General features: G+C 49.8%; 26 protein-coding genes. 20 read left to right on the forward strand and 6 right to left on the reverse strand.

Annotated elements, in window-relative coordinates:
* Window positions 1-134 precede the first annotated feature (134 nt).
* Window positions 135-506: a YceB family lipoprotein gene (locus MAQ5080_RS13005; protein ID WP_197464620.1), complete on the forward strand. Its 372-nt coding sequence runs from the start codon at window positions 135-137 to the stop codon at window positions 504-506.
* A gap of 88 nt (window positions 507-594) precedes the next feature.
* Here the strand turns inward: MAQ5080_RS13005 and MAQ5080_RS13010 are convergent, their stop codons facing one another.
* Window positions 595-1311 carry a YccT family protein gene (locus MAQ5080_RS13010; RefSeq protein WP_156496578.1) on the reverse strand — a complete coding sequence of 239 codons (717 nt, stop codon included), beginning with the start codon at window positions 1309-1311 and terminating at the stop codon, window positions 595-597.
* 423 nt (window positions 1312-1734) lie between these two features.
* On the opposite strand from MAQ5080_RS13010, the gene MAQ5080_RS13015 reads away from it, so the two are divergent.
* Window positions 1735-2844, forward strand: a complete 1110-nt coding sequence (locus MAQ5080_RS13015) for an S-(hydroxymethyl)glutathione dehydrogenase/class III alcohol dehydrogenase (RefSeq protein ID WP_067211121.1) — start codon at window positions 1735-1737, stop codon at window positions 2842-2844.
* Window positions 2845-3140: 296 nt separating this feature from the next.
* The gene (locus tag MAQ5080_RS13020) at window positions 3141-4304 is read left to right on the forward strand and encodes an OprD family outer membrane porin (RefSeq protein WP_067210886.1); all 1164 of its coding nucleotides are present in this window, start codon (window positions 3141-3143) and stop codon (window positions 4302-4304) included.
* 65 nt (window positions 4305-4369) lie between these two features.
* Here MAQ5080_RS13020 and MAQ5080_RS13025 read toward each other — a convergent pair whose 3' ends face one another.
* Window positions 4370-5587, reverse strand: coding sequence for a ribose-phosphate diphosphokinase (locus MAQ5080_RS13025; RefSeq protein ID WP_067210889.1), 1218 nt, complete (start codon window positions 5585-5587; stop codon window positions 4370-4372).
* A 331-nt stretch (window positions 5588-5918) separates the two neighbouring features.
* Here MAQ5080_RS13025 and MAQ5080_RS13030 point away from each other — a divergent pair, with 331 nt between their 5' ends.
* The gene (locus MAQ5080_RS13030; RefSeq protein ID WP_067210892.1) at window positions 5919-6464 is read left to right on the forward strand and encodes a hypothetical protein; all 546 of its coding nucleotides are present in this window, start codon (window positions 5919-5921) and stop codon (window positions 6462-6464) included.
* Between the two features lie 133 nt (window positions 6465-6597).
* A complete protein-coding gene (locus MAQ5080_RS13035) occupies window positions 6598-6843 on the forward strand; it encodes a DUF6868 family protein (RefSeq protein ID WP_067210895.1) in 246 nt (81 codons plus the stop codon).
* A gap of 15 nt (window positions 6844-6858) precedes the next feature.
* Here the strand turns inward: MAQ5080_RS13035 and MAQ5080_RS13040 are convergent, their stop codons facing one another.
* Window positions 6859-8220, reverse strand: coding sequence for a formimidoylglutamate deiminase (locus MAQ5080_RS13040; RefSeq protein ID WP_067210899.1), 1362 nt, complete (start codon window positions 8218-8220; stop codon window positions 6859-6861).
* 113 nt (window positions 8221-8333) lie between these two features.
* Between MAQ5080_RS13040 and hutC the strand changes: the two genes are divergently transcribed.
* The 7 genes from hutC to MAQ5080_RS13075 all read left to right on the forward strand — a co-directional run bounded on the left by hutC (window position 8334) and on the right by MAQ5080_RS13075 (window position 15979).
* Window positions 8334-9089: a histidine utilization transcriptional repressor HutC gene (gene hutC, locus MAQ5080_RS13045; RefSeq protein ID WP_156496580.1), complete on the forward strand. Its 756-nt coding sequence runs from the start codon at window positions 8334-8336 to the stop codon at window positions 9087-9089.
* 145 nt (window positions 9090-9234) lie between these two features.
* Window positions 9235-10914: a urocanate hydratase gene (hutU, locus tag MAQ5080_RS13050; protein ID WP_197464622.1), complete on the forward strand. Its 1680-nt coding sequence runs from the start codon at window positions 9235-9237 to the stop codon at window positions 10912-10914.
* 21 nt (window positions 10915-10935) lie between these two features.
* Complete coding sequence (hutH, locus tag MAQ5080_RS13055; RefSeq protein ID WP_067211128.1) at window positions 10936-12474, forward strand: histidine ammonia-lyase; 1539 nt, start codon at window positions 10936-10938, stop codon at window positions 12472-12474.
* A 14-nt stretch (window positions 12475-12488) separates the two neighbouring features.
* Complete coding sequence (hutI, locus tag MAQ5080_RS13060) at window positions 12489-13718, forward strand: imidazolonepropionase (RefSeq protein ID WP_067210906.1); 1230 nt, start codon at window positions 12489-12491, stop codon at window positions 13716-13718.
* The gene (hutG, locus tag MAQ5080_RS13065) at window positions 13715-14503 is read left to right on the forward strand and encodes an N-formylglutamate deformylase (protein WP_197464623.1); all 789 of its coding nucleotides are present in this window, start codon (window positions 13715-13717) and stop codon (window positions 14501-14503) included. The genes hutI and hutG overlap by 4 nt, the downstream gene beginning before the upstream one ends.
* Window positions 14504-14588: 85 nt before the next feature.
* Window positions 14589-15257 carry an SDR family oxidoreductase gene (locus MAQ5080_RS13070; protein WP_067210910.1) on the forward strand — a complete coding sequence of 223 codons (669 nt, stop codon included), beginning with the start codon at window positions 14589-14591 and terminating at the stop codon, window positions 15255-15257.
* A 26-nt stretch (window positions 15258-15283) separates the two neighbouring features.
* Window positions 15284-15979: a phosphoglycolate phosphatase gene (locus MAQ5080_RS13075; RefSeq protein WP_067210913.1), complete on the forward strand. Its 696-nt coding sequence runs from the start codon at window positions 15284-15286 to the stop codon at window positions 15977-15979.
* Between the two features lie 121 nt (window positions 15980-16100).
* Here the strand turns inward: MAQ5080_RS13075 and MAQ5080_RS13080 are convergent, their stop codons facing one another.
* Entirely contained in the window at window positions 16101-17591 is a 1491-nt protein-coding gene (locus MAQ5080_RS13080; protein ID WP_067210916.1) for an FAD-dependent oxidoreductase, read from the reverse strand.
* A gap of 371 nt (window positions 17592-17962) precedes the next feature.
* On the opposite strand from MAQ5080_RS13080, the gene MAQ5080_RS13085 reads away from it, so the two are divergent.
* Both MAQ5080_RS13085 and MAQ5080_RS13090 read left to right on the forward strand, forming a co-directional pair.
* The gene (locus MAQ5080_RS13085; RefSeq protein WP_231870835.1) at window positions 17963-19408 is read left to right on the forward strand and encodes an FAD-dependent oxidoreductase; all 1446 of its coding nucleotides are present in this window, start codon (window positions 17963-17965) and stop codon (window positions 19406-19408) included.
* Window positions 19409-19493: 85 nt separating this feature from the next.
* Entirely contained in the window at window positions 19494-20030 is a 537-nt protein-coding gene (locus MAQ5080_RS13090) for a DUF924 family protein (RefSeq protein WP_067210921.1), read from the forward strand.
* A 2-nt stretch (window positions 20031-20032) separates the two neighbouring features.
* Here the strand turns inward: MAQ5080_RS13090 and MAQ5080_RS13095 are convergent, their stop codons facing one another.
* A complete protein-coding gene (locus tag MAQ5080_RS13095) occupies window positions 20033-20440 on the reverse strand; it encodes an acyl-CoA thioesterase (protein WP_231870836.1) in 408 nt (135 codons plus the stop codon).
* Between MAQ5080_RS13095 and MAQ5080_RS13100 the strand changes: the two genes are divergently transcribed.
* A complete protein-coding gene (locus tag MAQ5080_RS13100) occupies window positions 20439-21467 on the forward strand; it encodes a DUF3080 family protein (RefSeq protein ID WP_067210924.1) in 1029 nt (342 codons plus the stop codon). The genes MAQ5080_RS13095 and MAQ5080_RS13100 overlap by 2 nt on opposite strands.
* Here the strand turns inward: MAQ5080_RS13100 and MAQ5080_RS13105 are convergent.
* The gene (locus tag MAQ5080_RS13105) at window positions 21464-21787 is read right to left on the reverse strand and encodes a hypothetical protein (RefSeq protein WP_067211138.1); all 324 of its coding nucleotides are present in this window, start codon (window positions 21785-21787) and stop codon (window positions 21464-21466) included. The two genes, MAQ5080_RS13100 and MAQ5080_RS13105, sit on opposite strands and share 4 nt — an antisense overlap.
* Before the next feature lie 206 nt (window positions 21788-21993).
* Between MAQ5080_RS13105 and MAQ5080_RS13110 the strand changes: the two genes are divergently transcribed.
* The 5 genes from MAQ5080_RS13110 to MAQ5080_RS13130 all read left to right on the forward strand — a co-directional run bounded on the left by MAQ5080_RS13110 (window position 21994) and on the right by MAQ5080_RS13130 (window position 26601).
* Complete coding sequence (locus tag MAQ5080_RS13110; RefSeq protein WP_067210927.1) at window positions 21994-23058, forward strand: diguanylate cyclase; 1065 nt, start codon at window positions 21994-21996, stop codon at window positions 23056-23058.
* A 111-nt stretch (window positions 23059-23169) separates the two neighbouring features.
* Window positions 23170-24144: a glucokinase gene (gene glk / locus MAQ5080_RS13115; RefSeq protein WP_067210930.1), complete on the forward strand. Its 975-nt coding sequence runs from the start codon at window positions 23170-23172 to the stop codon at window positions 24142-24144.
* Between the two features lie 20 nt (window positions 24145-24164).
* Window positions 24165-25640 (forward strand): glucose-6-phosphate dehydrogenase, encoded by a 1476-nt coding sequence (gene zwf, locus MAQ5080_RS13120; RefSeq protein ID WP_067210932.1) that lies wholly within the window; start codon window positions 24165-24167, stop codon window positions 25638-25640.
* 18 nt (window positions 25641-25658) lie between these two features.
* The gene (locus MAQ5080_RS13125; RefSeq protein ID WP_067210935.1) at window positions 25659-26282 is read left to right on the forward strand and encodes a bifunctional 4-hydroxy-2-oxoglutarate aldolase/2-dehydro-3-deoxy-phosphogluconate aldolase; all 624 of its coding nucleotides are present in this window, start codon (window positions 25659-25661) and stop codon (window positions 26280-26282) included.
* 124 nt (window positions 26283-26406) lie between these two features.
* Window positions 26407-26601: a hypothetical protein gene (locus MAQ5080_RS13130; RefSeq protein ID WP_067210938.1), complete on the forward strand. Its 195-nt coding sequence runs from the start codon at window positions 26407-26409 to the stop codon at window positions 26599-26601.
* The last annotated feature ends 120 nt before the right edge of the window (window positions 26602-26721 follow it).

The raw sequence follows: 26721 nt of genomic DNA on the forward strand, positions 1-26721 counted from the left end.
GCAGCCAAGGTGCATACTGGCGTTGGTCACGCTAAACTAGTTTTTTGAATCGACGTTATGGACCCTAATATGAAAGCTTTCATGATCGCTTGCTTGACCGTCCTGATCAGTGGTTGTGCAACCTTGTCACTGCCGTGAACATCGGACCAGAAGGGCGCGATGTGGTGCAGTTAGGTACCATGGCGACAGCCAGTATCAATATCTTAGGGTTTACTTATCCAGCGAAACTCAATCTTGAATTGGAAGGTACGCCTTATTACGACAGTGAGAAGAAGGCGATCTTTGTGCACTCACTAGCCTTGCTCAACAGCTCAATTGATGCCGCGGGCTACCAAGGTAACTTGGCCCCTGTGAGTAAAGAGGTGATGATGCTGATCAACGGTTACTTGGCTTCAAACCCAGTGTACACCTTGGATACCAGCAATAATGCTGTACGTCTGTTGTCCAGCGTACCGTTGAACCTGACCATCGAACAGGGCCAACTGGCGTTACAACCGCGACAGTAACACGGCCATTGAGGTCGACAGGATCACTCTGAGCCAAAACAAAAAAACCGACTTATCGCAGTCGGTTTTTTTATGGCGCAGCGGTGGTTTATTCGTTTAACAACCAGATTTGAAAAGCTTTTTGGTCTTCTTTGGAAGCCTTATTGAACCAAAAGCCTAACATATCATAAGCGGTGCTAGGCGCTTTGGCTTGATGGGACGAGTCCACCATCCAAATGCGTATGTCTTTACGCGTGCTGGCGTCGGCTTTGTTGTACCAGAACTTCAGCATTTCCAGTTCTTCTGTCGCCGTGGCGCTGGCCGCAGCGGGGACTGGGCTATCAACCACTGGTTGCTTATAGGTGGCGGTGAAGTCTTTTACTTCGCGCTTGTAGTCACGCATGATTTGTACGCCAGATTGCTTAGGCAGCATGCGCACTTCGTAGTCAGGTTTGGCGTCTGTGGTTTTGTTAAGCAGCGAGAATTCAGGCTGTTTAGCAAACTTTGCCGCATCGTTTTTGCGGAAGAAGTAAGGCGCTTGCAGAACAATTTCAGCGTCTTCTGCCAGTTTAATATCAATGATGAAAGGCTCAGATTGGAACTGCTCGGCATTGCTGCCACCGCCCACGCGCTGATTAAAACGCACCACAAATTGGTGTTCGCCTGCCGCGACTTCGGTCTCGAAATCGCCACCGAAGCGACCTGGGTCTTCGAGATTCAAATACATAATTTCAAAGTTGCGTGGCACTTCAAATGAGGCCGCAAATGCTGGCAGACTGCTGGTCGCCAACAACATACCCATAACAACACTCGAACGTAAACTCACCTTGGTGACTCCTTAACAGTGGAACTGAGCGATTATTCTTAGAGGTTGTAACCTACCACAAACCCTTTAGAGATTATCTTCTCTAACCAGATCGCCAAATGGAAATGCTTATTTTTGCCTTTTTGATGAGGAAATTAGACTTAAAAAGGATGAGATGACGATTTATTTATATCTATCCGTGGCACAACAAGCGTTGGATTCTATCTCGCTATTGTTGCATATATGTAAAAGTAATTTTCAAAATCGCCTAATTATCATTATCAGTGAAACAAAATACAGTACGCCCCACTGAGTTGCTCGAGCCAACAGCATTCGAAAGTCATGCTGCTGCAGAGAGTAACGCACTTAAGCGCCGTATGAATGCGCCATCTATCCGCCGCATACGGCAATCAAACCTCTAGTGTCTAGTGGAGACCTAAGATGATAAAAACTCGTGCTGCCGTTGCCTTTGCGCCAAACCAACCGTTAGAAATCGTGGAGTTGGATTTAGAAGAACCAAAAGCCGGCGAAGTGCTGATTCGAAATGTGGCAACCGGTGTCTGTCACACCGATTACTTCACCTTGTCAGGTAAAGATCCTGAAGGCGTATTCCCTTGTGTATTGGGCCACGAAGGTGGCGCCGTCGTTGAAGCCGTGGGCGAAGGCGTGACCAGTGTAAAACCAGGTGACCATGTGATCCCACTTTACATCCCGGAGTGTGGTGAATGTAAATACTGTAAATCCGGCAAAACCAACCTTTGCCAAGCGGTTCGTGAAACCCAAGGCCGTGGCTTGATGCCAGATGGCACGACACGCTTTAGCTACAACGGCGAGCCTATCTACCATTACATGGGCACATCGACGTTCTCTGAGTATTCTGTGGTAGCAGAAATCTCTCTGGCGAAAATCGACAAAGAAGCGCCACTGGATAAAGTGTGTCTGCTCGGCTGTGGTGTCACCACAGGGATCGGTGCGGCACTGAACACTGCCAAAGTCGAAGAAGGCTCAACTGTGGTGGTCTTCGGCATGGGCTTTATCGGTTTGTCAGTCGTTCAAGGTGCTTTAAAAGCCAAAGCAGGGCGTATTATTTGTGTTGATATCAATGATTACAAACTGGAGAAAGCCAAAGACTTTGGTGGTACTGAGTTTGTAAACCCAAGCCATTACGATAAACCGATTGCCGAAGTGATCATCGAAATGACCGATGGTGGTGCCGACTACTCGTTTGAATGTATCGGTAGTACTGACATCATGCGTTCCGCGCTTGAGTGTACTCATAAAGGTTGGGGGAAAAGTGTGGTCGTCGGTGTGGCCGGTGAAGGCGAGGAAATCTCGACTCGTCCATTCCAGCTAGTGACTGGCCGTCAGTGGTTAGGTACTGCCTTTGGTGGTGTCAAAGGTCGAAGTGAGCTACCGGGCATGGTGGATGAATACTTGGACGGTGACATCATTATCGACCCAATCATTACGCACAACATGGGGCTGGAAGACATCAATACTGCTTTTGATTTGATGAAGAGTGGTGAATCGATCCGTACCATTATCCATTATTAATTCTGGGTAAACATCGGTTTCAAACTCAGTACCGAGCTAGTGGCCTGCCTTAGGGCAGGTTGCTAGTTTTCCTGTATCACGCCTTTTAGCTCTGTTCCTGTCGTGCTCCTGTGTCGCGATTGTGCCGCCTGAATAAGGCGCTTCCACTAATGTTGCAATAATATTTCACATTTAGATCAATATGATAGAAATGTTTTGTTATAACATAACTATAATTGATCTGGTGCTGCATGGCAGCCTGCCAACGCTTATCAAATCAGAAGCCCTTTCACCTAATGTCATCACAGGAAATTACCATGAAACGCCTTAACAACGGCTTTGCTGCGCTTGCAGTAGTGCCCGTGATTGCTACTTTTTCAGCCAGCAGTGCGACTGCGAACTCTTTAAATGAAGCTTTCAAAAACGGTCAGGTCAGCGGAACTGCCCAGGCCTATTATTTCGCCCGTGATAACCAGTCCGGTCCTGATAATGAGATTGCGACACTGGGTTTAGATTTAAGCTATCAGACCGCAAAGTTTCACGACGTTAGCTTTAAAAGTACGTTCCAATACACCAGCTCACCTTGGGCCAATGAGCAAGCCAAGCAGGCACGTCGTAGCAATATGTACGGCTCGGGTGGGCAGTTATCAGAGGCGTTCCTGTCTTATGAGTTCGGCAATACCAAGGCACAACTTGGTCGTATGTACTTCTGGTCGCCATTAATGGGCGGCAGTGGCTCCCGTGTCACCAAAGAAGCTTTCCAAGGTCTGTCTTTGGTTAACCGAGATCTAGCGGATACCACCATTACCTTTGCCTACATGGACAAGTTCCAGGCACGTACCGATCGTAACGGTAATATTGGCGAATTCACGGAAACGTTCCGTGTTGCGGGGGCACCTTGGGCGTTTGATCTAGACGATGGCGCTTACACCTTGGCGCTGAAAAACACGTCAATTGATGATGTCACGCTAACAGCTGCTTACGTCGATGCCATGGATGCGTTCGAAACGGCCTACCTCGAGTCGAGTTTTCAGTTCGATAACTATGCTATTGCTGCACAGTACTACAGCAGTAAAGAGCAGGGTGAGGAGCGCAGTGACTTGTTTGGTGTAAAAGGTGATGCGTCTTTTGGCCCAGTGGATGTGACCTTAGCTTACACTACGGTTGGCGATGATGCGGATGTCATTCCAGGTGTTGGTAATGGCGCTGATTTGGCTTATACCTGGTCAGATGTGTTTGCTTACCAATATCAAGCAGGTCAAGAGTCGACTAAGATCGCAGCGAAATACAATCTGACTTCGAACGTTTACGTGGGCACCAGTTACCTAGTAGAAGATGGTGTGGACTACAAACGTGCCTACACGGCGATTAATGGTGGCTATACGTTCGCTGGCGGTTTAAGTCTGACGGCGGCCTTTGAAATGGGCAGTAAAGATGCGCAAAACGATGAGTTACGCGTGCGTGCCAACTACCACTTTTAAGCCTTAGGCGAGCGAGCCTTGCGGACACAAAAAAGCCCGTCTCAGACGGGCTTTTTAAACGCTATTTAAGCATCGTTATTCAAGTCGTGTAGTTCTTCACTAAACCAGATTTTACGCTTAAAGCGAGGGTTTTTAGACGACATATCGATCTTGTAAGGGTTTTGCTCTTCACTTTGTGGCAAGCCTAAGATTTTGCTCAGCTCTTGGCCTAGCCATTTTTCGACTTTTAGCACCACCATTTTCTTACGTAGACGGCCTTGCTCGTCACGGTTAAGGATGGTTGGTAGTGTGTTCAGCGTCAGGATTTCACCTAGGGCAGGGTGCGCCATGCGCTCACGGCCTTCATTGCTGGCGTAGAAGTGTGATACTGCAAAGACCATGCGCTCAGGGTTAATTTGCTTCAAGAATTGGCAAGATTTGATGATAGTGGAGCCGGTGCGGACCATGTCATCAAACAGCACGATGCTGGCACCGTCTAGGCCTTCAAAAGTGTGTTCGCTTTCTTTGTGTAGGGTGATTTCTACTTTACGCTCAGCGGTACGCTCTTTGTCTAGCATGATGAACTTAGCTTTGGTCAAACCAAGTGTGTTGTACATCTGTTTAACGAAGTCACGGGCACCTTTATCAGGCGCACACAAGACTAGACCTTCACCGTCTTCGCCGTAGCTTAGAATGTTCGAGTTCAGTAGGTAGTGAGCGTAGATTTCGTAAGGGATCAGGTTGTGGAAGTCACCATCAAACACTTCACTGAAGATCTGTTGCACAGAATCAGAGTGATTGTGGATGGTCATCACAGTGTCGACACCGGACATTTTCAACATTTGCGCATACAGCTTCGCTGTGAACGGCTGACCATCAAATTTCTTGATGTCTTTGATATCACGCTCGAAGCTAGTTTTGCCTAGATCTTTGCTTGGGCCTCGGTCTTGTGCGCTGTAGAACAAATCTGGCTCAACCAAGATAACGCGCTCAGCACCGTTTTCTTTTGCTGCACGCGCCATAATGAAGTTCGCCATAGCGAGTTCTTGGCGGCTTTGCACATGACTAGTAGTACTGACGATAACGACAGATTTACCTTTTAGCTTGCGGCCGATGTTGTCAAAATCCGCTTCATCAGAGATGAAACGCGGGCAAAACTCGGAGTTCATGAAGTGCTTCATGCTGATGATATCAGCGATGTCTTCATGTTGGCCCATCGCATAAGCGACATCGATGGCAAAAGGGTTGTCAGAGGAGTTACTAACAATAACGACGTTGGATGACTGGCTGGTCGACAAAGTCATGGAATATCCTTTACTAGAGGAAGTAGTGTTTTTCCGCATTTTAACACGTCTAGGTTAAGAAAATCCTCACAGCGACGACGTCTATTCATAGATTTTAGTAGGGGTGGTGCGCTGTTTTAATATGATTGTTCTACTAAGTGCGTGCAAGACAGCAAAATATCCTAGCTCTCAAGCCGCAGCGGCAGCGGCTTTGGTTGCACAATGGTGCGGTTCAGTCAGTATCTTGCTAGGTTAAATACGGCTTTGAGTAAAACTCAGACTTGTCGTAGACGGGCCATTTTCGCGGTAATAGCATGACGTTCTGAACCAATTTATTGAAGAGAGTAGCGTCATGATTCGCCTTCGACCTGTGTTTAAAGTGGCCATTCCGTGTCTAATGTTATTGTCTTATGGCCCAGCCATGGCGTCGGATGCGCCGCGTTATCAAAATCAGCTGCAAGATATCATCGAACAAGTCGTGGTGGAGGTGGTGGAAGTTAAGATCCGCGATGTGCACGATGACATTCGCATTCGGATTGGCTCTGACGACCGCTATTACGATCAAAGGCAAGACTACCGCTACAACGATGAGTATCGCCATCGACACGAACGCCTTTCTTATGAATCACGTCGAGCCTTAAAGCGCTTAGGTGCGCAGCATGATCGAGCCATGCGCCGTCTCGAATCAGAGTTGGTGCATAAGCTGCGCGAAGCGGAGCATGATTTTAGGTACGACACTCGTCGCGCGCGCCATGGCAAGAAAATTGCCCACCAGCGTAATAAACTGAGCAAGAAAGTGGATAAGGCGTACCGTCAGTTTGACCGTAAAATGGCCAAAGAAGTCGATCGCTTTGAAGAACAGCGCCATCAAATTCTCTCGAGCAGGTGGGGAGCTTAATTGTCAAAGCCACAGGCTGTCACTATGGTCTGCTAGCAACTAAACTGATATTGCAGAATTGCTAATGTAGAAGCGATCCAGTGGCCTATATTATTCATGGTCGTATCTGACGTCGTATGAAGAGGGCTCTATCATGTTTGAAGTGGATCAAGTGACCGCTTTGCTGGGCTGGTGTGTGGTCATCAACATCGCCTTATTAAGTTTTACCGCGATTGTGATATTACTGTTTAAAGAGCAGGTTGTTGGTATTCACATGCGCCTGTTTCGCATTGAAAGGGGGGCGCTAGAGCGTCTGTATTTTAACTGGCTCGGCCATTATAAGCTGATCAATGTGGTCTTTTTTCTGGTGCCTTATATCGCCTTAAAGATTATTACTTAGCCCGAACGGCAACCTTCATATGAAGCTTTGGCGTAAAAGCTTTCCAAATGCCGTGTTGATTTCATTCTCTAGGGCGTGATGACCGTTTTCGATCACCTTTTGCCCTGCCACATAGACGTCTTTTATCGGATTGACATTTAGGCCAAACAGCCAGCGGTTGAGCAAGTCCTGCGTTTGACTGGCATAAATAAAGGGCTCTGTGTTATCCCATACCATCCAGTCGGCGCGACAACCTTCTGCCAAACCAAGCGCTACGCCACAGGCTTGGTTGCCCCCTTGTAAGGCTTTACTAAAAAGGTGGTCGCCGATGCGAGGCTGTTGCGCACTGTAAAGTCGATTGCGTTTATGCTGGTTAAGCCGTTGGCCGTATTCGAACCAACGTAGCTCTTCTTGTAATGAGGTGCTGACATGACTGTCGCTACCTATGCCCCAGACACCGCCAGCCTGCTCATAAGCTAACGCTGGAAAGAGTCCATCGCCTAAGTTTGCCTCTGTGGTAGTACAAATCCCCACACAAGCACCGGACTTGGCAATGGCTTGAATTTCTTCGTCCGCTAAATGAGTGGCGTGAATCAGGGTCCAATGGTGATCGACAGGGCACTCTTCCAATAACCACTGCACTGGACGCTTACCCGAGTGGGCGCGGCAATCGTCGACTTCTTTTTGCTGCTCAGCAATATGGATATGTATCGGTTGACCGTGATGTAAGCTCGCCATGACGTGCTTGATGGCGTCAAAATCGGTGGCGCGTAGAGAGTGGAAGCACAGGCCTAATTGATGCTGCGGGTAGGCATTAAGCAGTGCTTGGTAAGCTTGCTGCTGTTCAATATAGGCTTGGCTGGATTGAATAAAACGTTGCTGACTGGCATTTGGGGCTTGTTGGCCAAAGCCTGAGTATTGGTATAAGGCCGGCAATAGGGTGACGCCCATGCCTACGCTTTGGCCTGCGTTGAAGATGGCTTCGCCTAACGCTGTGCTGTTGGCATAGGGCGTGCCATCTGGCTGATGATGGACATAGTGGAACTCGCCCACTTGGCTAAAGCCACCTTTTAACAGTTCGATATAAAGCTTGCTGGCTATGACGTGCAAGGCTTCGGGCGTCAGTTCGCTGGCAGTTTTGTACATCAGCTCGCGCCAGCTCCAAAAACTGTCCTCAGGGTGGTGAGCGATTTCCGCCTTGCCTGCCATCAATCGTTGAAACGCATGGGAATGCAGGTTCGCTACCGTGGGCAGAATTGGGCCGTCCAGTATCACATCCGCCTGTGTGGCCTTGGCGTTGGTTTCAATCTGGCTAAAGTGGCCATCTACCACGGTTAGCAAAACATTATCTGCCCAGCCCTGTTGCAAATAGGCCAAAGGAGCAAAGTAGCGCGTCATATCCAAGTTGCCTTTTTATTATTGGTCTAATATGTATATACAAGCTAATGTTTTTAAATACAAGCAACAAGGGTATACTTTCACTTTCTGTTAACGCTCACCAAGGAACCGTTGTGACCGATTCGACTTCTGCTTTGCTGGACAATTTCTTTGCCGATCTACCGGATACGCCGGCGCCGATTTATGCCCGCTTGAAGCAAGCCATTGCCCACAAAGTCGCCTCCGGTCAATGGCAAGCCAATCAGCGTGTGCCGTCTGAAGCGGAGTGGGTCAAAGCCTTGAATGTCAGTCGTATGACGGTCAACCGGGCGTTGCGTGAACTGACCGCAGAAGGCGTGCTGACTCGCCAGCAAGGTTTGGGCACCTTTGTGGCGCAGAAAAAAGCCCATTCAGCGTTGTTTGAAGTGCACAATATTGCCGAAGAGGTCGCCTCTCGTGGCGCCGTCTATCGTGCTGAGCAGTTGCAGTTGAGCCGTGGTAAAGCGACCGTGGAAGAGGCCGTCACTCTTGGCGTACGCACCAATCATGAGATTTTTCGCTCGGTGATTTTGCACTTTGAAAACGACCTGCCGATCCAGTTAGAAGAGCGTAGCGTCAATGCTGAACTGGCCCCCGCTTACGCCGAGCAAGACTTCACCCGCCAAACGCCCTATGTCTATTTGATGCAAGCCGCGCCCATGACTGAAGGGGAGCATTTGGTGGAAGCCGTGTTACCCAATGCCCGCGAATGTGAGTTGTTACAAGTGACTGCCAATGAGCCCTGTTTGCAAATCAAACGCCGCACCTGGTCGGGGGCGAAGATCGTGACCGCGGCCCGTTTGCTGCACCCAGGCAGTCGTTTCCAATTGTTTGGACACTTCAGTCGTTAACCACATCGTCTAAGCAATATTCCATAGCGTTCTAAAAAATCCTTGCATCGGCTCGCGATCCCTTCTATTTTCTAAAAATAGCTTGTATATACATGTTTATAAAATAACGTCCCCCATTAGACGATGACAATAAGAAGGTATGACCATGACAGACAATCGCTATCGCCAAGGTGAAATTCGCGCCCCACGTGGCACCACGCTGAACGCCAAAAGCTGGCTCACCGAAGCACCTTTGCGCATGTTGATGAATAACCTCGACCCAGAGGTGGCAGAGAATCCGGAAGAATTGGTGGTGTACGGTGGTATTGGCCGCGCCGCGCGCAACTGGGAGTGCTATGACCAGATCGTCGCCACCCTGAAAACTCTGGAAGCCGACGAAACTTTGCTGGTGCAATCGGGCAAACCAGTAGGCGTCTTCAAAACCCACAGCAATGCACCGCGCGTGTTGATCGCCAACTCTAACTTAGTCCCCCACTGGGCCACTTGGGAACATTTCAATGAGTTGGATGCCAGGGGCTTGGCCATGTACGGTCAGATGACCGCGGGCTCGTGGATTTACATCGGTAGCCAAGGCATCGTACAAGGCACCTATGAAACCTTTGTTGAAGCGGGTCGTCAGCATTACGACGGTGATTTAACGGGGCGCTGGATCTTAACCGCCGGATTGGGCGGCATGGGGGGCGCACAACCGCTGGCCGCCACCCTAGCGGGCGCCTGTTCACTCAATATTGAATGTCAGCAAAGCCGTATCGATTTTCGCTTACGTACCCGTTATGTGGACGAGCAGGCGACGGATATCGACGATGCCTTAGAGCGCATTAAACGCTATACCGCTGAGGGCAAAGCCATCTCCATTGCCTTGTGTGGTAATGCCGCCGATATCTTACCGGAGCTAGTGAAACGGGGCGTGCGCCCAGATATGGTCACCGACCAAACCTCCGCTCACGATCCTCTTAACGGTTATTTACCTCAAGGAATGAGTTGGCAAGAGTACAAAACGGCCGCCCAGCAAGACCCCGCTGGCACCACCAAAGCCGCTAAGCAAAGTATGGCGGTGCATGTTAGCACCATGTTGGACTTCCAAAAAATGGGCGTGCCTACCTTTGATTACGGTAACAACATTCGTCAAATGGCCTTGGAAGAGGGCGTTGAGCACGCCTTTGATTTCCCCGGTTTTGTGCCCGCTTACATTCGTCCTCTGTTCTGTCGCGGTATCGGCCCGTTCCGTTGGGCGGCGTTATCCGGTGATCCTGAAGACATTTATAGAACCGATGCCAAGGTGAAAGAGCTGATCCCTGATGATGAGCATTTACACCACTGGCTGGATATGGCTCGTGAGCGTATTCAGTTTCAAGGTCTGCCTGCGCGTATCTGTTGGGTCGGGCTTGGTCAGCGCGCCAAACTCGGTCTAGCCTTTAATGAAATGGTGCGCTCGGGTGAGCTATCCGCTCCTGTGGTGATTGGCCGCGACCATCTGGACTCAGGCTCGGTGGCGAGTCCAAACCGTGAAACCGAAGGCATGCGCGATGGCTCGGATGCAGTGTCCGATTGGCCGCTATTAAACGCCTTACTTAATACCGCCTCGGGGGCCACTTGGGTGTCGCTCCACCATGGTGGTGGTGTTGGCATGGGCTTTTCACAACACGCTGGGGTGGTAATTGTTTGTGATGGTACGGATGAAGCCGCAGAGCGCATTGCCCGCGTATTACACAATGACCCTGCCACTGGGGTGATGCGTCACGTGGATGCGGGCTACGACATTGCCATTGAATGCGCCAAAGAACAGGGCTTGCACCTGCCGATGATCACCACAGCGACCAAATAAATGACGGATGAGAAGCAACCTATGTTTGAACTAACTTTACAACCCGGCCAGTTGACCCTAGCCCAGTTACGCCAGATCAGTCGCCGTCATGTGAAACTCAGTCTTGATCCTGCAGCAATCCCCGCGATTGAGGCCAGTACCCAAGTGGTTAACGATGTGATACGCGAAGACCGCACTGTCTACGGCATCAACACTGGTTTTGGTCTGCTGGCCAATACTCGTATTGCTCCAGAGGACTTAGAAGAACTGCAGCGCAGTATCGTGCTTTCCCATGCGGCCGGTATTGGTGAGTTGATGGACGATGCCACCGTGAAAATGGTGATGACGCTGAAGGTCAACAGCTTAGCGCGGGGATTTTCTGGGATTCGTTTGGCGGTGATCGAAGCGCTGATCACCTTGATCAATAAAGAGGTCTACCCCTGTATTCCCAAGAAGGGTTCGGTCGGTGCCTCGGGGGATTTGGCTCCGCTGGCGCATATGAGTGCTTTGCTATTAGGGGAAGGCAAAGCCCGTTACCAAGGGGAAATTCTGTCGGGTAAGGCGGCGCTCGCGGTGGCGGGATTGGAGCCGATTACTTTGGCACCCAAAGAAGGCTTGGCGCTGTTAAATGGTACCCAAGCCTCGACAGCATTTGCTCTAGAAGGATTATTTGAAGCGGAAGACTTATTTGCCAGCGCTGTTACCTGTGGTGCCTTTTCCGTGGAGGCCGCTCTGGGCAGTCGTCGTCCGTTTGATGAGCGTATCCATCTGGTGCGCGGTCATCAAACGCAAATCGATGTGGCCGCGGCTTACCGTCATTTATTAGATGAAACCAGTGACATCGGCAGTTCCCATGTGGGCTGTGAAAAGGTGCAAGACCCGTATTCATTACGCTGTCAGCCACAAGTGATGGGCGCTTGCTTGGAGCAAATTCGCAATGCAGGCAACACCTTAGTGGTAGAAGCCAATTCCGTGTCCGATAACCCGCTGGTATTTGCCGAAGATGGTGACATTATTTCCGGCGGTAACTTTCACGCTGAGCCGGTGGCCATGGCAGCGGATAACTTAGCCTTAGCGATTGCTGAAATCGGCAGTTTGTCCGAGCGTCGTATGGCGCTCTTGATCGACAGTAGCTTAAGCAAATTACCACCATTTTTGGTGGACAACGGCGGAGTGAACTCTGGCTTTATGATTGCTCAAGTTACCGCTGCGGCGTTGGCCAGTGAAAACAAAACCTTTGCTCATCCCGCGTCCGTGGACAGCTTACCGACTTCCGCTAACCAAGAAGATCATGTGTCCATGGCGACCTTTGCCGCACGTCGTTTGCGTGATATGGCGGAAAACACCCGCGGCATTTTAGCGGTGGAGATGTTGGCCGCAGCACAGGGTTTGGATTTTAGAACGCCCTTAAAAACCACGCCGATCTTGGAACAGGCCAAAGCGGAACTGCGTTCTCATGTGCCGTTTTATGATAAGGACCGTTATTTTGCTGCAGACATTGAGAAGGCCAGCGATCTGATTAAGAGCGCGGCGCACAATGGCTTAATGCCGACAGGTCTATTGCCAAGCTTGGGGCACTAACAGGAGGGATGAATATGGCAGATCCTACGACGGCACAGGATTGGGATAGCCTATGGCTTGGGGCTAATATCGCGACCATGGTCCATGGGCGCTACCAACTGCTCGAGCAAGGCGCGATTGCGGTGAAAAATGGCCATATTGCCTGGCTAGGGATGGTGGCGGATGTACCTGAGCATTCTGTGATGCATACCTATCAGTTGGAAGGTGGTCTGATTACCCCTGGTTTAGTGGATTGTCATACTCACCTGGTGTTTGCTGGCAACCGTGCCAATGAATTTGAAATGCGTCTTAATGGCGCCAGCTATCAAGAGATCGCTAAGGCGGGCGGCGGTATTATGTCGTCCGTTCATGCGACCCGTGCAGCCAGTGTCGAGCAATTGTTGGCAAGTGCCGAACCGCGTTTAAAAAGCCTGATGGCCGATGGCATCACCACGTTAGAAATCAAATCCGGCTATGGTTTGTCCACGGCCAGCGAAATTGCCATGTTGCAGGCGGCGAAAGGCTTGCTTGATCTGCATCCGGTAGACATTAAAACCACCTGTTTGGCGGCCCATGCGCTGCCGCCCGAGTTCGCAGAACGTGCCGATGATTATATCGACTATCTATGTGATGAGTTATTGCCTAAGGTGGCGCAGCTGGGCTTGGCCGATGCGGTGGATGCCTTTTGTGAAGGCATTGGTTTTTCCGTGGCGCAAACCGAACGTTATTTCAAAGCGGCTAAGGTGCTCGGCTTACCGGTGAAATTGCACGCGGAACAGCTCTCAGCGTTAGGTGGCTCGGCCATGGCGGCCAGCCATCAAGCCTTATCCGCCGATCATTTGGAATACGTCACGGAAGACGATGTCAAAGCCATGGCTAAAGCGGGGACAGTGGCGGTGATTTTACCTGGCGCCTTTTATGTGTTGCGCGAAAAACAGCGGCCTCCGATCGAGCTGTTTCGTAAACATGGGGTGCCTATGGCCATTGCTACCGATGCTAATCCTGGTACCGCGCCCGTGTTGTCGCTACGCTTAATGATGAATATGGCTTGTACGCTGTTTGCCATGACGCCAGAAGAAGCCTTAGCAGGCGTTACTCTAAATGGTGCCAAAGCCCTCGGTATGGCTGATCAAGTGGGCTCGTTAGAAGTGGGTAAAAGAGCCAACTTTGTCCACTGGAATGTGTCTTCGCCTGCTGAGCTCAGCTACTGGATCGGTGGGCAATTGCTGCAACAGCGGGTGTATAACGGGGAGATCTGCTTATGACAATGGCTGCATTTCAATTCACTCAAGGTGACTCGCCGCTATTGGTGAGTATGCCCCATTCGGGGCTGAGTTTAACCGATGAAGTGGCCGCTGGCCTGACCGAAGCAGGGCAAGGTTTACCGGACACGGATTGGTATATTCCTGAGCTTTATAATGGCTTAGCCGAGCGTAAGGTCAGTTGCATTGCTGCCAATTACTCACGCTATGTGATCGATCTGAATCGCCCCTATGACGATAAGCCCTTGTACCAAACTAAAACCACGGGTTTATTTCCTGAGGTGCTATTTACCGAAGCGCCGCTGTTTAAAACAGCAAAAACGCCCTCGGCTGAACATCGACAGTGGTGCAAAGACAACATCTGGACGCCTTATCATCACACCATCGAACAAGAGCTGGCGCGTCTAAAAGCCAAATTTGGCTACGCTATTTTATTTGATGCCCACTCCATTCCGGCTCAAGTGCCCATGCTATTTGATGGCACCTTACCGGACTTTAATTGGGGGACTAACGATGGCAAGTCCTGTGCGTCGGCCTTGTTAGAGGCGGTCAGTGAGGTGATCGACAAGCGCTATAGCCAAGTCTGTAATGGTCGTTTTAAAGGGGGCTATATTACGCGTCACTTTGGCCAACCAGAGCAGGGCATCCACGCCATCCAGCTGGAGCTGTCGCAAGCCACTTATTTGGACAGTGAGCGTGCTGACTATCAACTTGATCAGCAAAAACTGCCGCTGATTCGCGCGCAATTACAGCAAGTAATCGAAGCCGTACTGGCCGTGTCTGTATAAAGGCGCGGCTTATACATTCCCCCCTTGATCTCTGCACCTCTGTCCCCAACTATCTGATATACACTCACAATCAATGAGCATTCTTATGTCAGCTAAAAATGTTGTTATAACTGGGGCAAGTCGTGGTATTGGCTTGTCGTTCGCTAAGCTTTATCAAGCCCGTGGTTATCATGTCTACGCCGCCTGTCGCCGAGCCAGCGCTGAGTTAAAAGCCTTGGGTGTTAATGTAATTGATGATGTGGATGTGACAAAAGATTCAGGTATTGAGCGCCTCGCTAATGCAGTAAAAGGTGTCAGCATTGACCTGTTGATCAACAACGCGGGTATCCTGCGCGATGAAAAGTTAGGGGCGATTGATAAAGACTCCATTCGTCGTCAGTTTGAAACCAATGCCTTGGCGCCTTTGGCGGTAACCGAAGCTCTGATGTCTAACTTTAGCGCCAATGCTAAGCTCGCTCTGATTACCAGTCGTATGGGGTCCGTAGCGGATAACACCAGCGGTGGTCGCTACGGTTATCGTATGTCTAAGTCAGCGTTGAACATTGCTGGCATGTCCCTATCCCATGACTTAAAACCTCGCGGTGTGGCGGTGGCACTTTTGCATCCAGGTCTAGTGGGCACAGAAATGATTGGTGGTTACGGCGATATCACGCCTGATCAAGCGGCTGAGCGCCTGGCTAAGCGAATTGAGGAACTAAATTTAGACAACACGGGTACCTTTTGGCATTCCAATGGTGAAGTGTTACCTTGGTAAAAAATATCATATCGAGAGAAGACACAGTGAGTTTAGACGATAAACGCGTTTTGTTATTTGATTTGGACGGCACCTTGGTCGACAGTGCGCCAGACTTAGCCGCCGCGGTAAACCAAACCCTAGTACATTTAGGTCGTGAACCTTTTCCTGAAGCTACCGTACGCAACTGGGTCGGTAATGGTGCTCTACCTTTGATCTCCCGAGGTCTCAGTGGCGCGAAAGAAATTGATGCAACTCTGCCACAAGATTTGGTAGATCAAGCCTTGGCGGCTTTTTTAGACTTCTACGCGCATAACGTGTGTGACAAGTCGGTGTTGTATCCAGAAGTAAAAGAAACCCTACTAGCGCTAAAACAACGCGGCTACCGCTTGGCGATCATTACCAATAAACCAGAGAAGTTTATTGAACCGATGTTGCAAGGCTTAGGTTTAAGTGGTGTGTTTGAGTTTTGTCTAGGTGGCGATTCGCTACCAGAGCGTAAACCGAATCCGCTGCCATTGTTTACCGCTTGCGCCATGATGAACGCGGAGATTGCTGACTGTGTCATGATCGGCGATTCGAAGAATGATATTTTGGCGGCCAAAGCAGCCAAGATGGACAGCATCGGTGTCAGCTACGGCTACAATTACGATGAAGATCTGGGCATCCATGAGCCTGACTTCTTGTTCGACCACTTCAACGAGCTACTCAGCGTTTTAGACGATCTGAAAACGCCAGCGTAAACTCATAGTAAAGGGGTCAGATTACTAATATAGAAAAGGGGTCTGACCCTTTAGCCCCCAGTCTAAAAAATTACTGATTAGCTATTTAGGGTCAGACCCCTGAGAGGGACCACTTGTCTACTTAGTCCTGAAACACTCGCGCTAGCGCATCGGGATAATGACGCTCGCGGGCGAGTTGCTCCGCTCTGATGGTGACTTCTTCATGTCCACATTGTTGCGTCACAGGGAAGTAGTGCTCAGTCAAATAGCGCTGCGCTAGTTCCGAGGTCACCACACCCGACTCCAGCAGATCCTTAAGAATGGCATCGGCGGTTGCAAGTGCAGACGACGCCTTAACAATCTCTGCTCGGGCGTAACCATTGTGATGGAAAGACACATCTGCGGCACGTAAGTCTGGGTCTTCCCCTGGGATTTGCTGCGCGCCAAACAATGGCTTAGACGCGGTCTCGGCGGTCTTAAAGCTCGGAATAAATTGGGCAATATGGTTAATGTTGCCTTCGGTGCGTTCATGCACAATCTGCTCTGGCCATTCGCCATCGATCTTTTGCAAGAAGTGAGGCGCCAATTTCGGTTGCGAGCTTTGCTCACAGCTGGCCACCAAACCACCTTGGAACAAGGTGATGGCTTGGGTCATACCATGCAGCTGGAAGTAGCCACCTGGGTACGGCGTTAGCTGTGCCATGCCTTGCGGTGTGCCACGTTCACCGTGGAATACCACTTCTGGCCAAAGGCCGTTGCATTGCGGCCAGTGAGTCACAAATGAGGCTTTGAATTCCACCATACGTTGGCGTTTGGCTTCGATCATATCGTCCAATTCACCACTCTTAAAACCACAAGCATTGACCACATAGTCGTATGCACAGACTTGTATGTCAGCATCGTCAGAAGAGGAGGTTGGCCGAGTGCTGACGAGCCAGCCAGAACCTTTTGGACTGTGCTGGATATTGATCACGCTGGTACTGGTCTGGAGGTGGCAGCTTGGTAGACGGGCAATGGCTAAGTCGGCAATAGCCGCCCAACGAAAGGCCGACAGGCCGTATTCTTGCACCATCACCAGCGGGAATTTCAGAGCATCTAGGTTGGTTTGTTTGGCAAACGCCACCAACCAGTCTTCATCGCAATTAGCCTGCTCAGGTAACTCACGTTGCGCGAGTGCTTCAATCTCGGCACGTTCATAAAAGCGGAAGTAGTGCTCAGGTTGCCCTAATACCTGGTTGTCAGCGTCTTGCTTTACCAGGGATTGGTACAGGTCACGCAGCTTTTCCAAGCGTGGCAACAAATCCATAGGCTCACTGCGATCACCTTGGGGGACCGCCAATAGAGTTGGGCGCACGTTGATGCTTTGAGGGTAAACTTTTACCGTATCAATTGACTGTTTTAATAACGTCAGGCATTGCTCATCGGAGATTTCGCGATACAGATTACCGCCCGCGTGCAGGTGGCAAAACGGCGGACCATTGACCAGACTTGGGCCGCGTTCAATCAGGGTCGTATCGATGCCAAGCTCGGCCAGACGTAACGCGATGGTTGAGCCTGCGGCCCCGGCACCAATCACTGCCACGGTTTTTGCTGGCGTTGTCTGTACGGTTTCACCTGTATGTGTTTGAGTCATTCACGTCGCTCATTCAGTCAAAGGTTGAAAGTTTGGTCGCTATTCTACGTGGCTCATGTCTGTTTTTGTAGCAACAAAAATGGAGATCACCAGCGCGGCCGTGAAAGCAGTCGCTTTCCGACTGCTTTTTCAAATAGCACCTTATAAATCAAGCGCTTCTACGAATCCGCGTAAAGGATTAGATCAGTCTGGTAAGGTGAGTTTTCGAAATGCACTCAAAAGCAACATGTGTGACGAGTCCAGGCGATTTTTCAGTGGTCTATCAAGGTTTACTGTGCAAACAGGCTGAGTCGGTAACTCTTTTGCCACAAGCTTGAGTAGATCCGCTATTATTCATGCCATTGAACTTCTAGCTGATCAGGCAATTTGAATTGAGCAATATAGCAACCGAATCCACTTATTGGGTCATGTGCCCTGACTGCCAAGGCCGTGGTAAACGCAGCCGCCGCATACGTAAAAAAGTCCGACTAGACTATCAAAAAGCACTCGAAGCCTTCGCAAAAGATGACCGCCTCACCGAGGCACCGCCACGGCCAAGAGGCCATTTAGAGTCTTGTGCGAAATGCGCTGGTCAAGGTGTCATCCGCGCCAAGGAACCTCAAGCGATCGATAGTGAACGCTTACCTCACGTGGCGATTATTGGCGCCGGTATTGGTGGCATGGCACTTGCCGTGGCTTGCAAACATCGTGGCATCCCATGCACCTTGTATGAGCGGGACAGTGGTTTTGATGCCCGTTCTCAAGGTTATGGTTTGACCTTGCAGCAAGCCAGTCGTGCCATGTCTGGTCTGGGCATTACTGAGCTGGATGATGGTGTGGTATCGACACGCCATTTAGTGCATACCACAGAAGGCAAGGTCGTAGCAGAGTGGGGCATGCGCCGTTGGATGGAAGGCAAGCCGTGTGCCACGCCGAAGCGTTCCAATATTCATATTGCCCGTCAGTCCCTGCGCTGGCAGATGATGCAGCAACTGGGTGGTGCCGACCAAGTTCAGTGGAATCATCAATTGCTTGGTTTTGATCAAGACGTTGACGGTAAGGTACAGCTAACGCTCAGTGCCAATGGCCAAGAAAAACAGGTGGCTGCGGATCTCATTGTCGGTGCTGATGGTATTCGTAGCGTGGTGCGCAAACAGATCATTGGTGATGAAAAGACGCCCCTGCGTTCTTTAGATTGCATGGTGATTCTGGGGATCTGTCCGTTGTCTGCGCTAAATGGTCTTGAGTCGGACTTGCTGGATGGCGCGACCGTGTTCCAAACAGCCAACGGCAATGAGCGCATTTATATGATGCCTTACAAGGCCGATTCTGTGATGTGGCAGCTCAGTTTCCGTATGCACGAAGAAGACGCTAAGGCATTGAGCGCACAAGGCTCTGAAGCATTGAAAGCGGAAGCTTGTCGTCGCTTACCTTGGCACGCGCCGATTCCTGAGATTCTTAGTGCGACCCCCGCCGAGTTGGTGTCGGGTTACCCTGTGTATGACCGTGAACTGTTGACCCCCGAGCATTTCGCGAACAGTCCAAGGGCCACCTTGATTGGCGATGCTGCCCACCCGATGACGCCGTTTAAAGGGCAGGGGGCAAACCAAGCTATCTTGGATGCCTTATCCCTCGCCCGTCAAATTAGCCAAGGTTGCTGGTCTGCTGAAGTGTGGAGTGAAGCAGGGATTCGCCAAGCGGTGTTGGCTTCTTATGAAGAGGAAATGCTAGCGCGCAGTGCCGTGAAAGTAGAGGGCTCTGCCGCGGCGGCGGAGTTTTTACACTCAGACATTGTGCTAGAGCCAGTCGACCAACCACGTCGTCTAAAAATTAAATAGCCGTGACCAACTCTTTGAGCATGGCGGTCAGCGGGATTTTCGCCCAGACTTAAACGCAACTAAGCATTGCTCCAAGGAGATTAGCATGTATCAAACGGTGTTAGATTTTTGGTTTATTGAAATAGAGCCAGCGCAATGGTGGCAAAAAGATGTGGCGTTTGATCGGGATATTGAGCGCCGTTTTGCTGTGCTGCATGAGCAGGCCAAAGCAGGTGAGCTGTATGATTGGCGCGCCACAGCCCATGGCAGTTTGGCGGAAATCATCGTGCTCGATCAGTTCTCACGTAATATTTATCGTGATCAGCCCGAGGCGTTTGCTTGTGACCCTTTAGCACTGGCGCTGGCGCAGTTTGCCATCGAAAAGGGCATGGATAAGTCATTATCACAAACCGAACGCAGCTTCCTTTACATGCCGTTTATGCACAGTGAGTCAAAACGCATTCATAGCCAAGCATTGCGACTGTTTGAAGACTTGGGCAATGCCAATAATTTGGATTTTGAACGCCAGCACAAGGCCATTATTGATCGCTTTGGCCGCTATCCGCACCGCAATGACATCCTCGGGCGAGAGTCGAGTGCAGAGGAGCGGGCCTTTCTTGAGCAGCCTAACTCAAGCTTTTGAGATTAGGCTTCGTCGTCAAAAATCGGTGTCGGTTTCTTATTTTCATCAATGGCAACAAAGTTGAACGCACCAGTGATGGCTTTCTCACGCTTGTCGCTGTAAAGCTCCTCTAAAAAGATATCCACTTCAACCTTAAGCGACGTACGGCCAACTTTGACCACACGGGCCACCAGTTCAACTAAAATACCAGAAGGGATTGGGCGTTTGAAATCCACTTGCTCGGTGGAAATCGTAACCACTTGTTTACGGGCAAAGCGTGTCGCGGCAATGTAGGCGACTTCGTCCATCCACTTAAGTGCTTCGCCGCCGAATAAGGTGTCATAATGATTAGTGGTGCTGGGGAACACCATCTTCGCGACACGGGTTTCGGAAATTTCCTCACGTTTTTGAATTAGAAGAGTGTTCATCATGACGTTACTGCTCTCTCGAAAGTCGATTGTATTACTGCTAATGGGTACGTTGCTGATTGGCTGCGCTCAGTTTGCTCCACAGACTTTGTTTGAGTCGTATATCAAAGACCTCAACCGATCCGAATACCTTCAAATCGAGATGGATTCAGAACTGTCATGGCAGTCGTTACCGGCATTAAGAACGCGGCAAATGGAACTGAGTCAGTTTGATGTTGGCTTATTAGAGTTTTTGTCGCTGCAACAGTGTGATGTCGGCGCGGTGGCTGGACAGCGTAATAGTATACTGGGGCGGGTGATGCCGACAAGCCAGCGCTTTGTCTATGAGCTGGATATCATCCGTGCGATCCGCAGTTGTGAGATCGAAGACACTGATTTACGGACTAAACTGACCGATGTGGCCAATATCAAAGCCAGCGAGTTACCGATCGCCTTCTCTAATATGCTTTGGGCTGGAGAAGAGACGGCCAGCTTGTTTAGTTTGGCCAATGGCTTTATTCCCGTGTCACCGGAAGCGTCTCAGTACCAAGATTTGATCACGGCATTACAGCACCTAGAACGCATTGCAGGGAATTTAGAAAACATTCCTAATGTACGCAGTGCTGACATCGAAGCGGATATGAAAGTCATTTATGAAAGTGAATACCTCGGCAAGTTGCTCTATAGCATTGTCCATATTCGTCACTACTTAGAAGCAACCACCCAGGCGTTGGAGCCGCTCAGTCAAAACCAATCGGTGTGTGGTGCGCCGCTGAATTTCTTGAAGCAGCAATTCGAAGCCCATTATATCAAGCTACTCCAACCCTATATGGCGCGTATCAATCGAGTGGCTTATCAAGTGCTGCCCCTGCTGCAATCCTTGGTGCAGCAAAGTCCACTGCAAGCCCCCGAGTGGCACAGCTTTATTCGTCAATTTGATGTTCGAGACAGTCACAGTGCTTGGCAAGGTTATCTGAGTGCCTCGCGGGAGCATGGCCGAGCATGGAGTCGAATCTTTGCGGTTTGTGGTGAAGCGGTGGGCAATGCTTAAGCGTGAGTAGAGATCAGGTTATCAACGGCGGCAACGGCATCGTAGGCGGCGACGTTGCCTTGTGCTAGGGGCTCATGACTGAGGGCCTTGAGCAGTGCTAGGTTGGCCGTGGGGTTACTGCTAATGCCTCCGGAAAACTGAATCGGGCGCGTCACGGCATGGGGTTCGTGCAGGCTGAGGGTGTCTTCTGCCGTGCGTAAGCTTGGTCCTGGCTGAGTAAAGAGACTCATGAACAGCGCAAAGTTGGCATTGCCGGAGACTCGGCCGCCCGCTTTCACCTCATGGGTTAACTGTGTTTCTAAGACGTCTCTAATATTCATAAATAAGCCAACTCTCTGGATAACAAATTTATCGGCCAAAACGAGATTTCTTTAATAAAGACAGCAAATTAAGCTAAAGTTTTTCATAGATGGTACGTTTATAAGAGTATTCCATGTAAAAACATTTGCACAAAAACTAGACAGAGAAAAAAGGATAGTGTTAGCTGGCTAGTGTCGTTGTCCAAAGTCTGATGTAGGTTGGTTGGATGCATAATATTAATGAGCTGATAGAGAACGTTAGACATAACGAGCAGATTGCGCTGAAGTTTTTCGACATCGAGCGTTGTATCTTATCTATTGGCCGTTGTGATCAATTTGTCTCCACCCTTACCAAAGAAGTGCAAAAACAATTCAATGTGCCGTTTGTCTGGATCAATTTGATCACTGAAGCGCCATTGGCCCACCTAGTGGAAACCTTAGAAAAAACCGTTGGTCTGCGTGATCGTGTTTTATTTACCCGCCGGAGCGCCATGATCGATGCCATCGGCACCGGTAATAAAACCGTGTTGGTGAACCAAGATATCGGTCATTACTGGGAAGTCATTCCACAATCTTATCGCAGTATTATCGGCTCGGTTGCCATTTCTCCCCTTACAATAGACGGCGAGCTGGTTGGCTTGTTTTGCCAAGCTGACCAAGACGTGCATCGTTATGATCCCACGGCCAAAGACACTTTCTTGCTGGATCAGCTGTCGATAAAAATCTCGATCTGCTTAAGCAACGTGACCGCCCGTGAGAAATTAGAATATCTGGCGACGCGTGACCCGTTAACTGGCTTATTGAACCGTCGCCAGCTAGAGTTGATGTTGGAGCGGGAATTTAGTCGTTGTAAAAGTCAAAACCGCGACTTAACTGCCGTGTTCGTCGACTGTGATGCGTTTAAGTCGATCAACGATACTTTAGGCCACAATTGTGGCGATGAAGTGTTAGAATACATCGCGAAACGTCTTTTGAAGCATGTCTATAAGCAAGGGTTGGCATTCCGTTTTGCGGGTGATGAATTTGTCTTTGTAATGCCGGGGAAAAGCTATGAGCAAGCGCTAGAGGTCGCGGAGTCCATCCACGACTATTTGCATGCCAATCCATTGCGTTACAAAAGTAATCTCGTGCCAATCACAGTCAGTTATGGTGGTGCCAGTGTCTTATCGGATGCGCCTACCAGCTATAAGCACTTGCTGAAATTAGCGGACGAGCGCCTCTATAACTACAAAAACAATCGCAAGCGATCTGTTCCTACAAAAGTCTTCAAATTTCTGAACAAAATACGCTGATATGTAATTAAATTACATTATTTGGCTGTTATTTTTGGGTTCAGGTGTTTTTACACGCTTTTTCGTTGTAAAATTTCAAAAAAAATTAGAACTCCTATTAAGAGGTTTACTATGTCTCATGCTTTGATCGCGGATTTGGGAGGGACAAACGCACGTTTTGCCTTAGTACCGATCAATCAATATCAGCCACAGGAAGTGAGTGTTTACTCTTGTAAAGAGTATGAGTCTTTCTTTGATGCTGTTTCTGCTTACGTTGAGCAATGTAGCGTAAACTTCGACTCCATAGATGCCATTGTGTTGGCGATTGCGGGGCCTGTGAACCAGGAAGTGATTCGCTTCTCGAACAACCCTTGGCACTTTACCCGTCAACAGATCCAAGACCACTTTGGTCATGATAAGAAAATTGCACTGCTGAATGACTTTGATGCGATTGGTCACAGCTTAGAAGTCATCCCCCAAGAAGAACTGGTGCAAATTGGTGAACCTGCCACAGTCGACCCGAAAGCGGCAGCGTGGGTATTAGGGGCTGGTACGGGCCTAGGTGTGGCCTGTGTGGTACCACAAGAGAATGGCGCCAACATCGTTTTACCTGGTGAAGGCGGACATGTGGATCTAGCCACCTGCAACGATCAAGAAGATTACATTCTGCGTTTTCTACGCGAACGTCATCACCGCGTCTCGGCAGAGCGTGTATTGTCGGGTATGGGCCTTGAGAATATTTATGAAGCCCTAGCACACCGCCAAGGTATTGAACGACGTTTGTCGGCACCGGAAATTGGCGCGGCGATCGAAGCGGGCAATGACCAGATAGCGGACGCCACCTTGGCGCAATTTTTCACCTTTCTCGGTCGTGTGACAGGTGATCTTGTATTGTCCGTGGAAACGCGCGGCGGCGTGTACATTGCCGGCGGTATCGTGCCACGTTATTTAGAACATATGAAACGCAGCGCGTTCCGCGACGCGATGCAAGACAAGGGGCGTATGAAGGCGTTTGTGTCGCCAATCCCGACCTTTGTTGTGATGTCAGAATTCCCTGGGCTGATGGGGTGCGCCAATTACGCATCGTATCTTGTTAATCAAGCCTAATTAGAATCGGAGAGAAAAAGATGAAGGCAAGTTTAAAAGCCTGTGATGTGGTGATTTTTGGTGGCGGTGGCGACTTGGCCATGCGCAAGCTTCTTCCAGCTCTCTATCATTTGGATCAAGATGGTCTGCTGGCGAAAAACACTCGCATCATCGGTGCATCACGCCGAGACATGAGCGCAGAAGACTACCAAGCGAAAGTACGTGAAGCGCTCGACGAGTTTGTCCCTAAGAGTATCGGTGATGAAAAAACTTGGCCACGCTTTAAAGAGCGTTTGAGCTATGTATCGGTAGACGCTCAGCAAGAGTCAGACTTTGCCCGTTTCAATGAAGCGAATGTGGGCGCGGACGACAAAGATGTGGTGTTCTACTTGGCGACGTCGCCAGACCTATTCGGTTCGATCTGTTCTTCGTTGGCAAACCAAGGTCTCAATCAAGAGCGCATGCGTGTGGTGCTTGAGAAGCCACTGGGTCGCGACTTGCAATCGTCTCGTGCGATCAACGATGAAGTGACGCAAAACTTTGGCGAGAAACAAATCTTCCGTATCGACCACTACTTAGGTAAAGAAACCGTTCAAAACCTATTGGCGATCCGTTTTGGTAACACCCTGTTTGAGCCGCTATGGGACAGTGCACACATTGATAACGTTCAGATCACAGTCTCTGAAACGGTCGGTGTAGAAGGCCGTTGGGGCTACTACGACAAAGCGGGCGCGCTACGTGACATGGTGCAAAACCACCTTGTGCAGCTGCTATGTTTGGTGGCGATGGAGCCTCCTGGTCGTAACGATGCCGACTCAGTACGTGATGAAAAGATCAAAGTATTGAAAGCGCTGCGTCCCATCGAAGGGGCCAATGCTTACACCAAAACCGTTCGTGGTCAGTACGCCAAAGGCATGATCAACGGCAAAGAAGTGAAAGGCTACTTTGACGAAGAAGGCTCTAACCCAGAGTCACGTACGGAAACTTTCGTGGCGCTGCGTGCTGACATTGATAACTGGCGTTGGGCGGGGGTGCCGTTCTACCTACGTACCGGTAAACGTCTTGGTCAGCGTTACTCGGAAATCGTGATTCAATACAAGTCGATTCCACACAGCATCTTTAACGATGAAAGCAACCGCCAGCTGCAGCGTAACCAGTTGATCATTCGTCTACAGCCAGAAGAGAAAATCTCGCTAACGGTGATGAACAAGGTACCAGGCGCGGGCGAAGGCATGAACCTTCAGCCAGTGGATTTGAACCTAAGTTTGAGCGAAGCCTTCCACAACAAACGTAGCCCAGAAGCCTACGAGCGACTATTGCTAGACGTGATGCGCGACGACGCAACCCTGTTCATGCGCTACGACGAAGTAGAAGCGGCTTGGAAATGGGTCGATGGCATCATGGCCGCTTGGAACCAAACCAGCGAGCGTCCAAAAGAATACGCTTCTGGCTCATGGGGCCCTGCGGCATCCATGGCTTTGCCAATCAAAGATGGCCGTAACTGGCACGACTACTAAGCAAAAGAGGATTTACCTATGACAACTTACACAGCCGCTCAAGTGATGACGGCAACGCCAGTGGTGCCAGTGATCGTGGTCGATGACGTGGAACAAGCGGTCAACCTAGGTAAAGCCTTGGTGGCGGGGGGCGTTCCGGTTTTGGAAGTAACGCTTCGTACCGACGCGGCGTTGGAAGCGATCACGGCTTTGCGTCAAGAAGTGCCGGATGCCATCGTTGGCGCGGGTACGGTTTGCTCTCGTGAGCAATACGTCAAAGCAGTGGAAGCGGGCTCTCAGTTTATCATCAGCCCTGGGATGACGCCTGATCTGTTAAAAGTGGGTAAAGAGTACGACATTCCTTACCTACCAGCGGTAGCGACCATTTCCGATATCTTGTTAGGCCTTGAACACGGCTACGACCACTTTAAATTCTTCCCAGCGGAAGTGAATGGTGGCGTGAAAGCCTTGAAAGCGTTTTCTGGTCCATTACCACAAATTCGTTTTTGCCCAACGGGTGGCATCAATGAAAAGAACTTTAAAGAGTACTTAGCTCTAGACAGCGTGCTATGTGTCGGTGGCTCTTGGATCGTACCGACGGACCTTGTTAAGGCTGGTAAATGGGACGAGATCACGGAACTGGCGAAGTCAGTGCAGCAGTAATCCGTATAAGTTTTGTGTCCTATCAAATGCCCTATTGCTTGCAATAGGGCATTTTTGTTTGTCCTGAAACACCTTTGCAGTATTGTTGGAAGACTATCCAATCCATATTAAAAGGACCTTTGTTATGTCAGATAATTCTTCAAAACAAGAAGTAACAGTTGTTGATGTGAAAATGCCATTTCTATCGATGGTTGTTTTTCTGATTAAACTTGCGCTGGCGGCGATCCCAGCCATGATTATCCTGTCATTTATTTTTATGGCGCTTTCTATGGTTTTTGGCGGTATGTTCTACGGTATGGTGGGACATGGGCGCTATTAATCTCATTAGAGGTTGCATCTGAAAGCTCATGCTATTCTGTTGGAGTTGCTAAATCAGCGTATTGGTAAAGCCAGAAACAAAAAAGCCCTGTCACGAAACCGTGACAGGGCTTTTTAATTA

It is taken from the genome of Marinomonas aquimarina (genome assembly GCF_900089755.1).
GTDB classification, from domain to species: Bacteria; Pseudomonadota; Gammaproteobacteria; order Pseudomonadales; family Marinomonadaceae; genus Marinomonas; species Marinomonas aquimarina.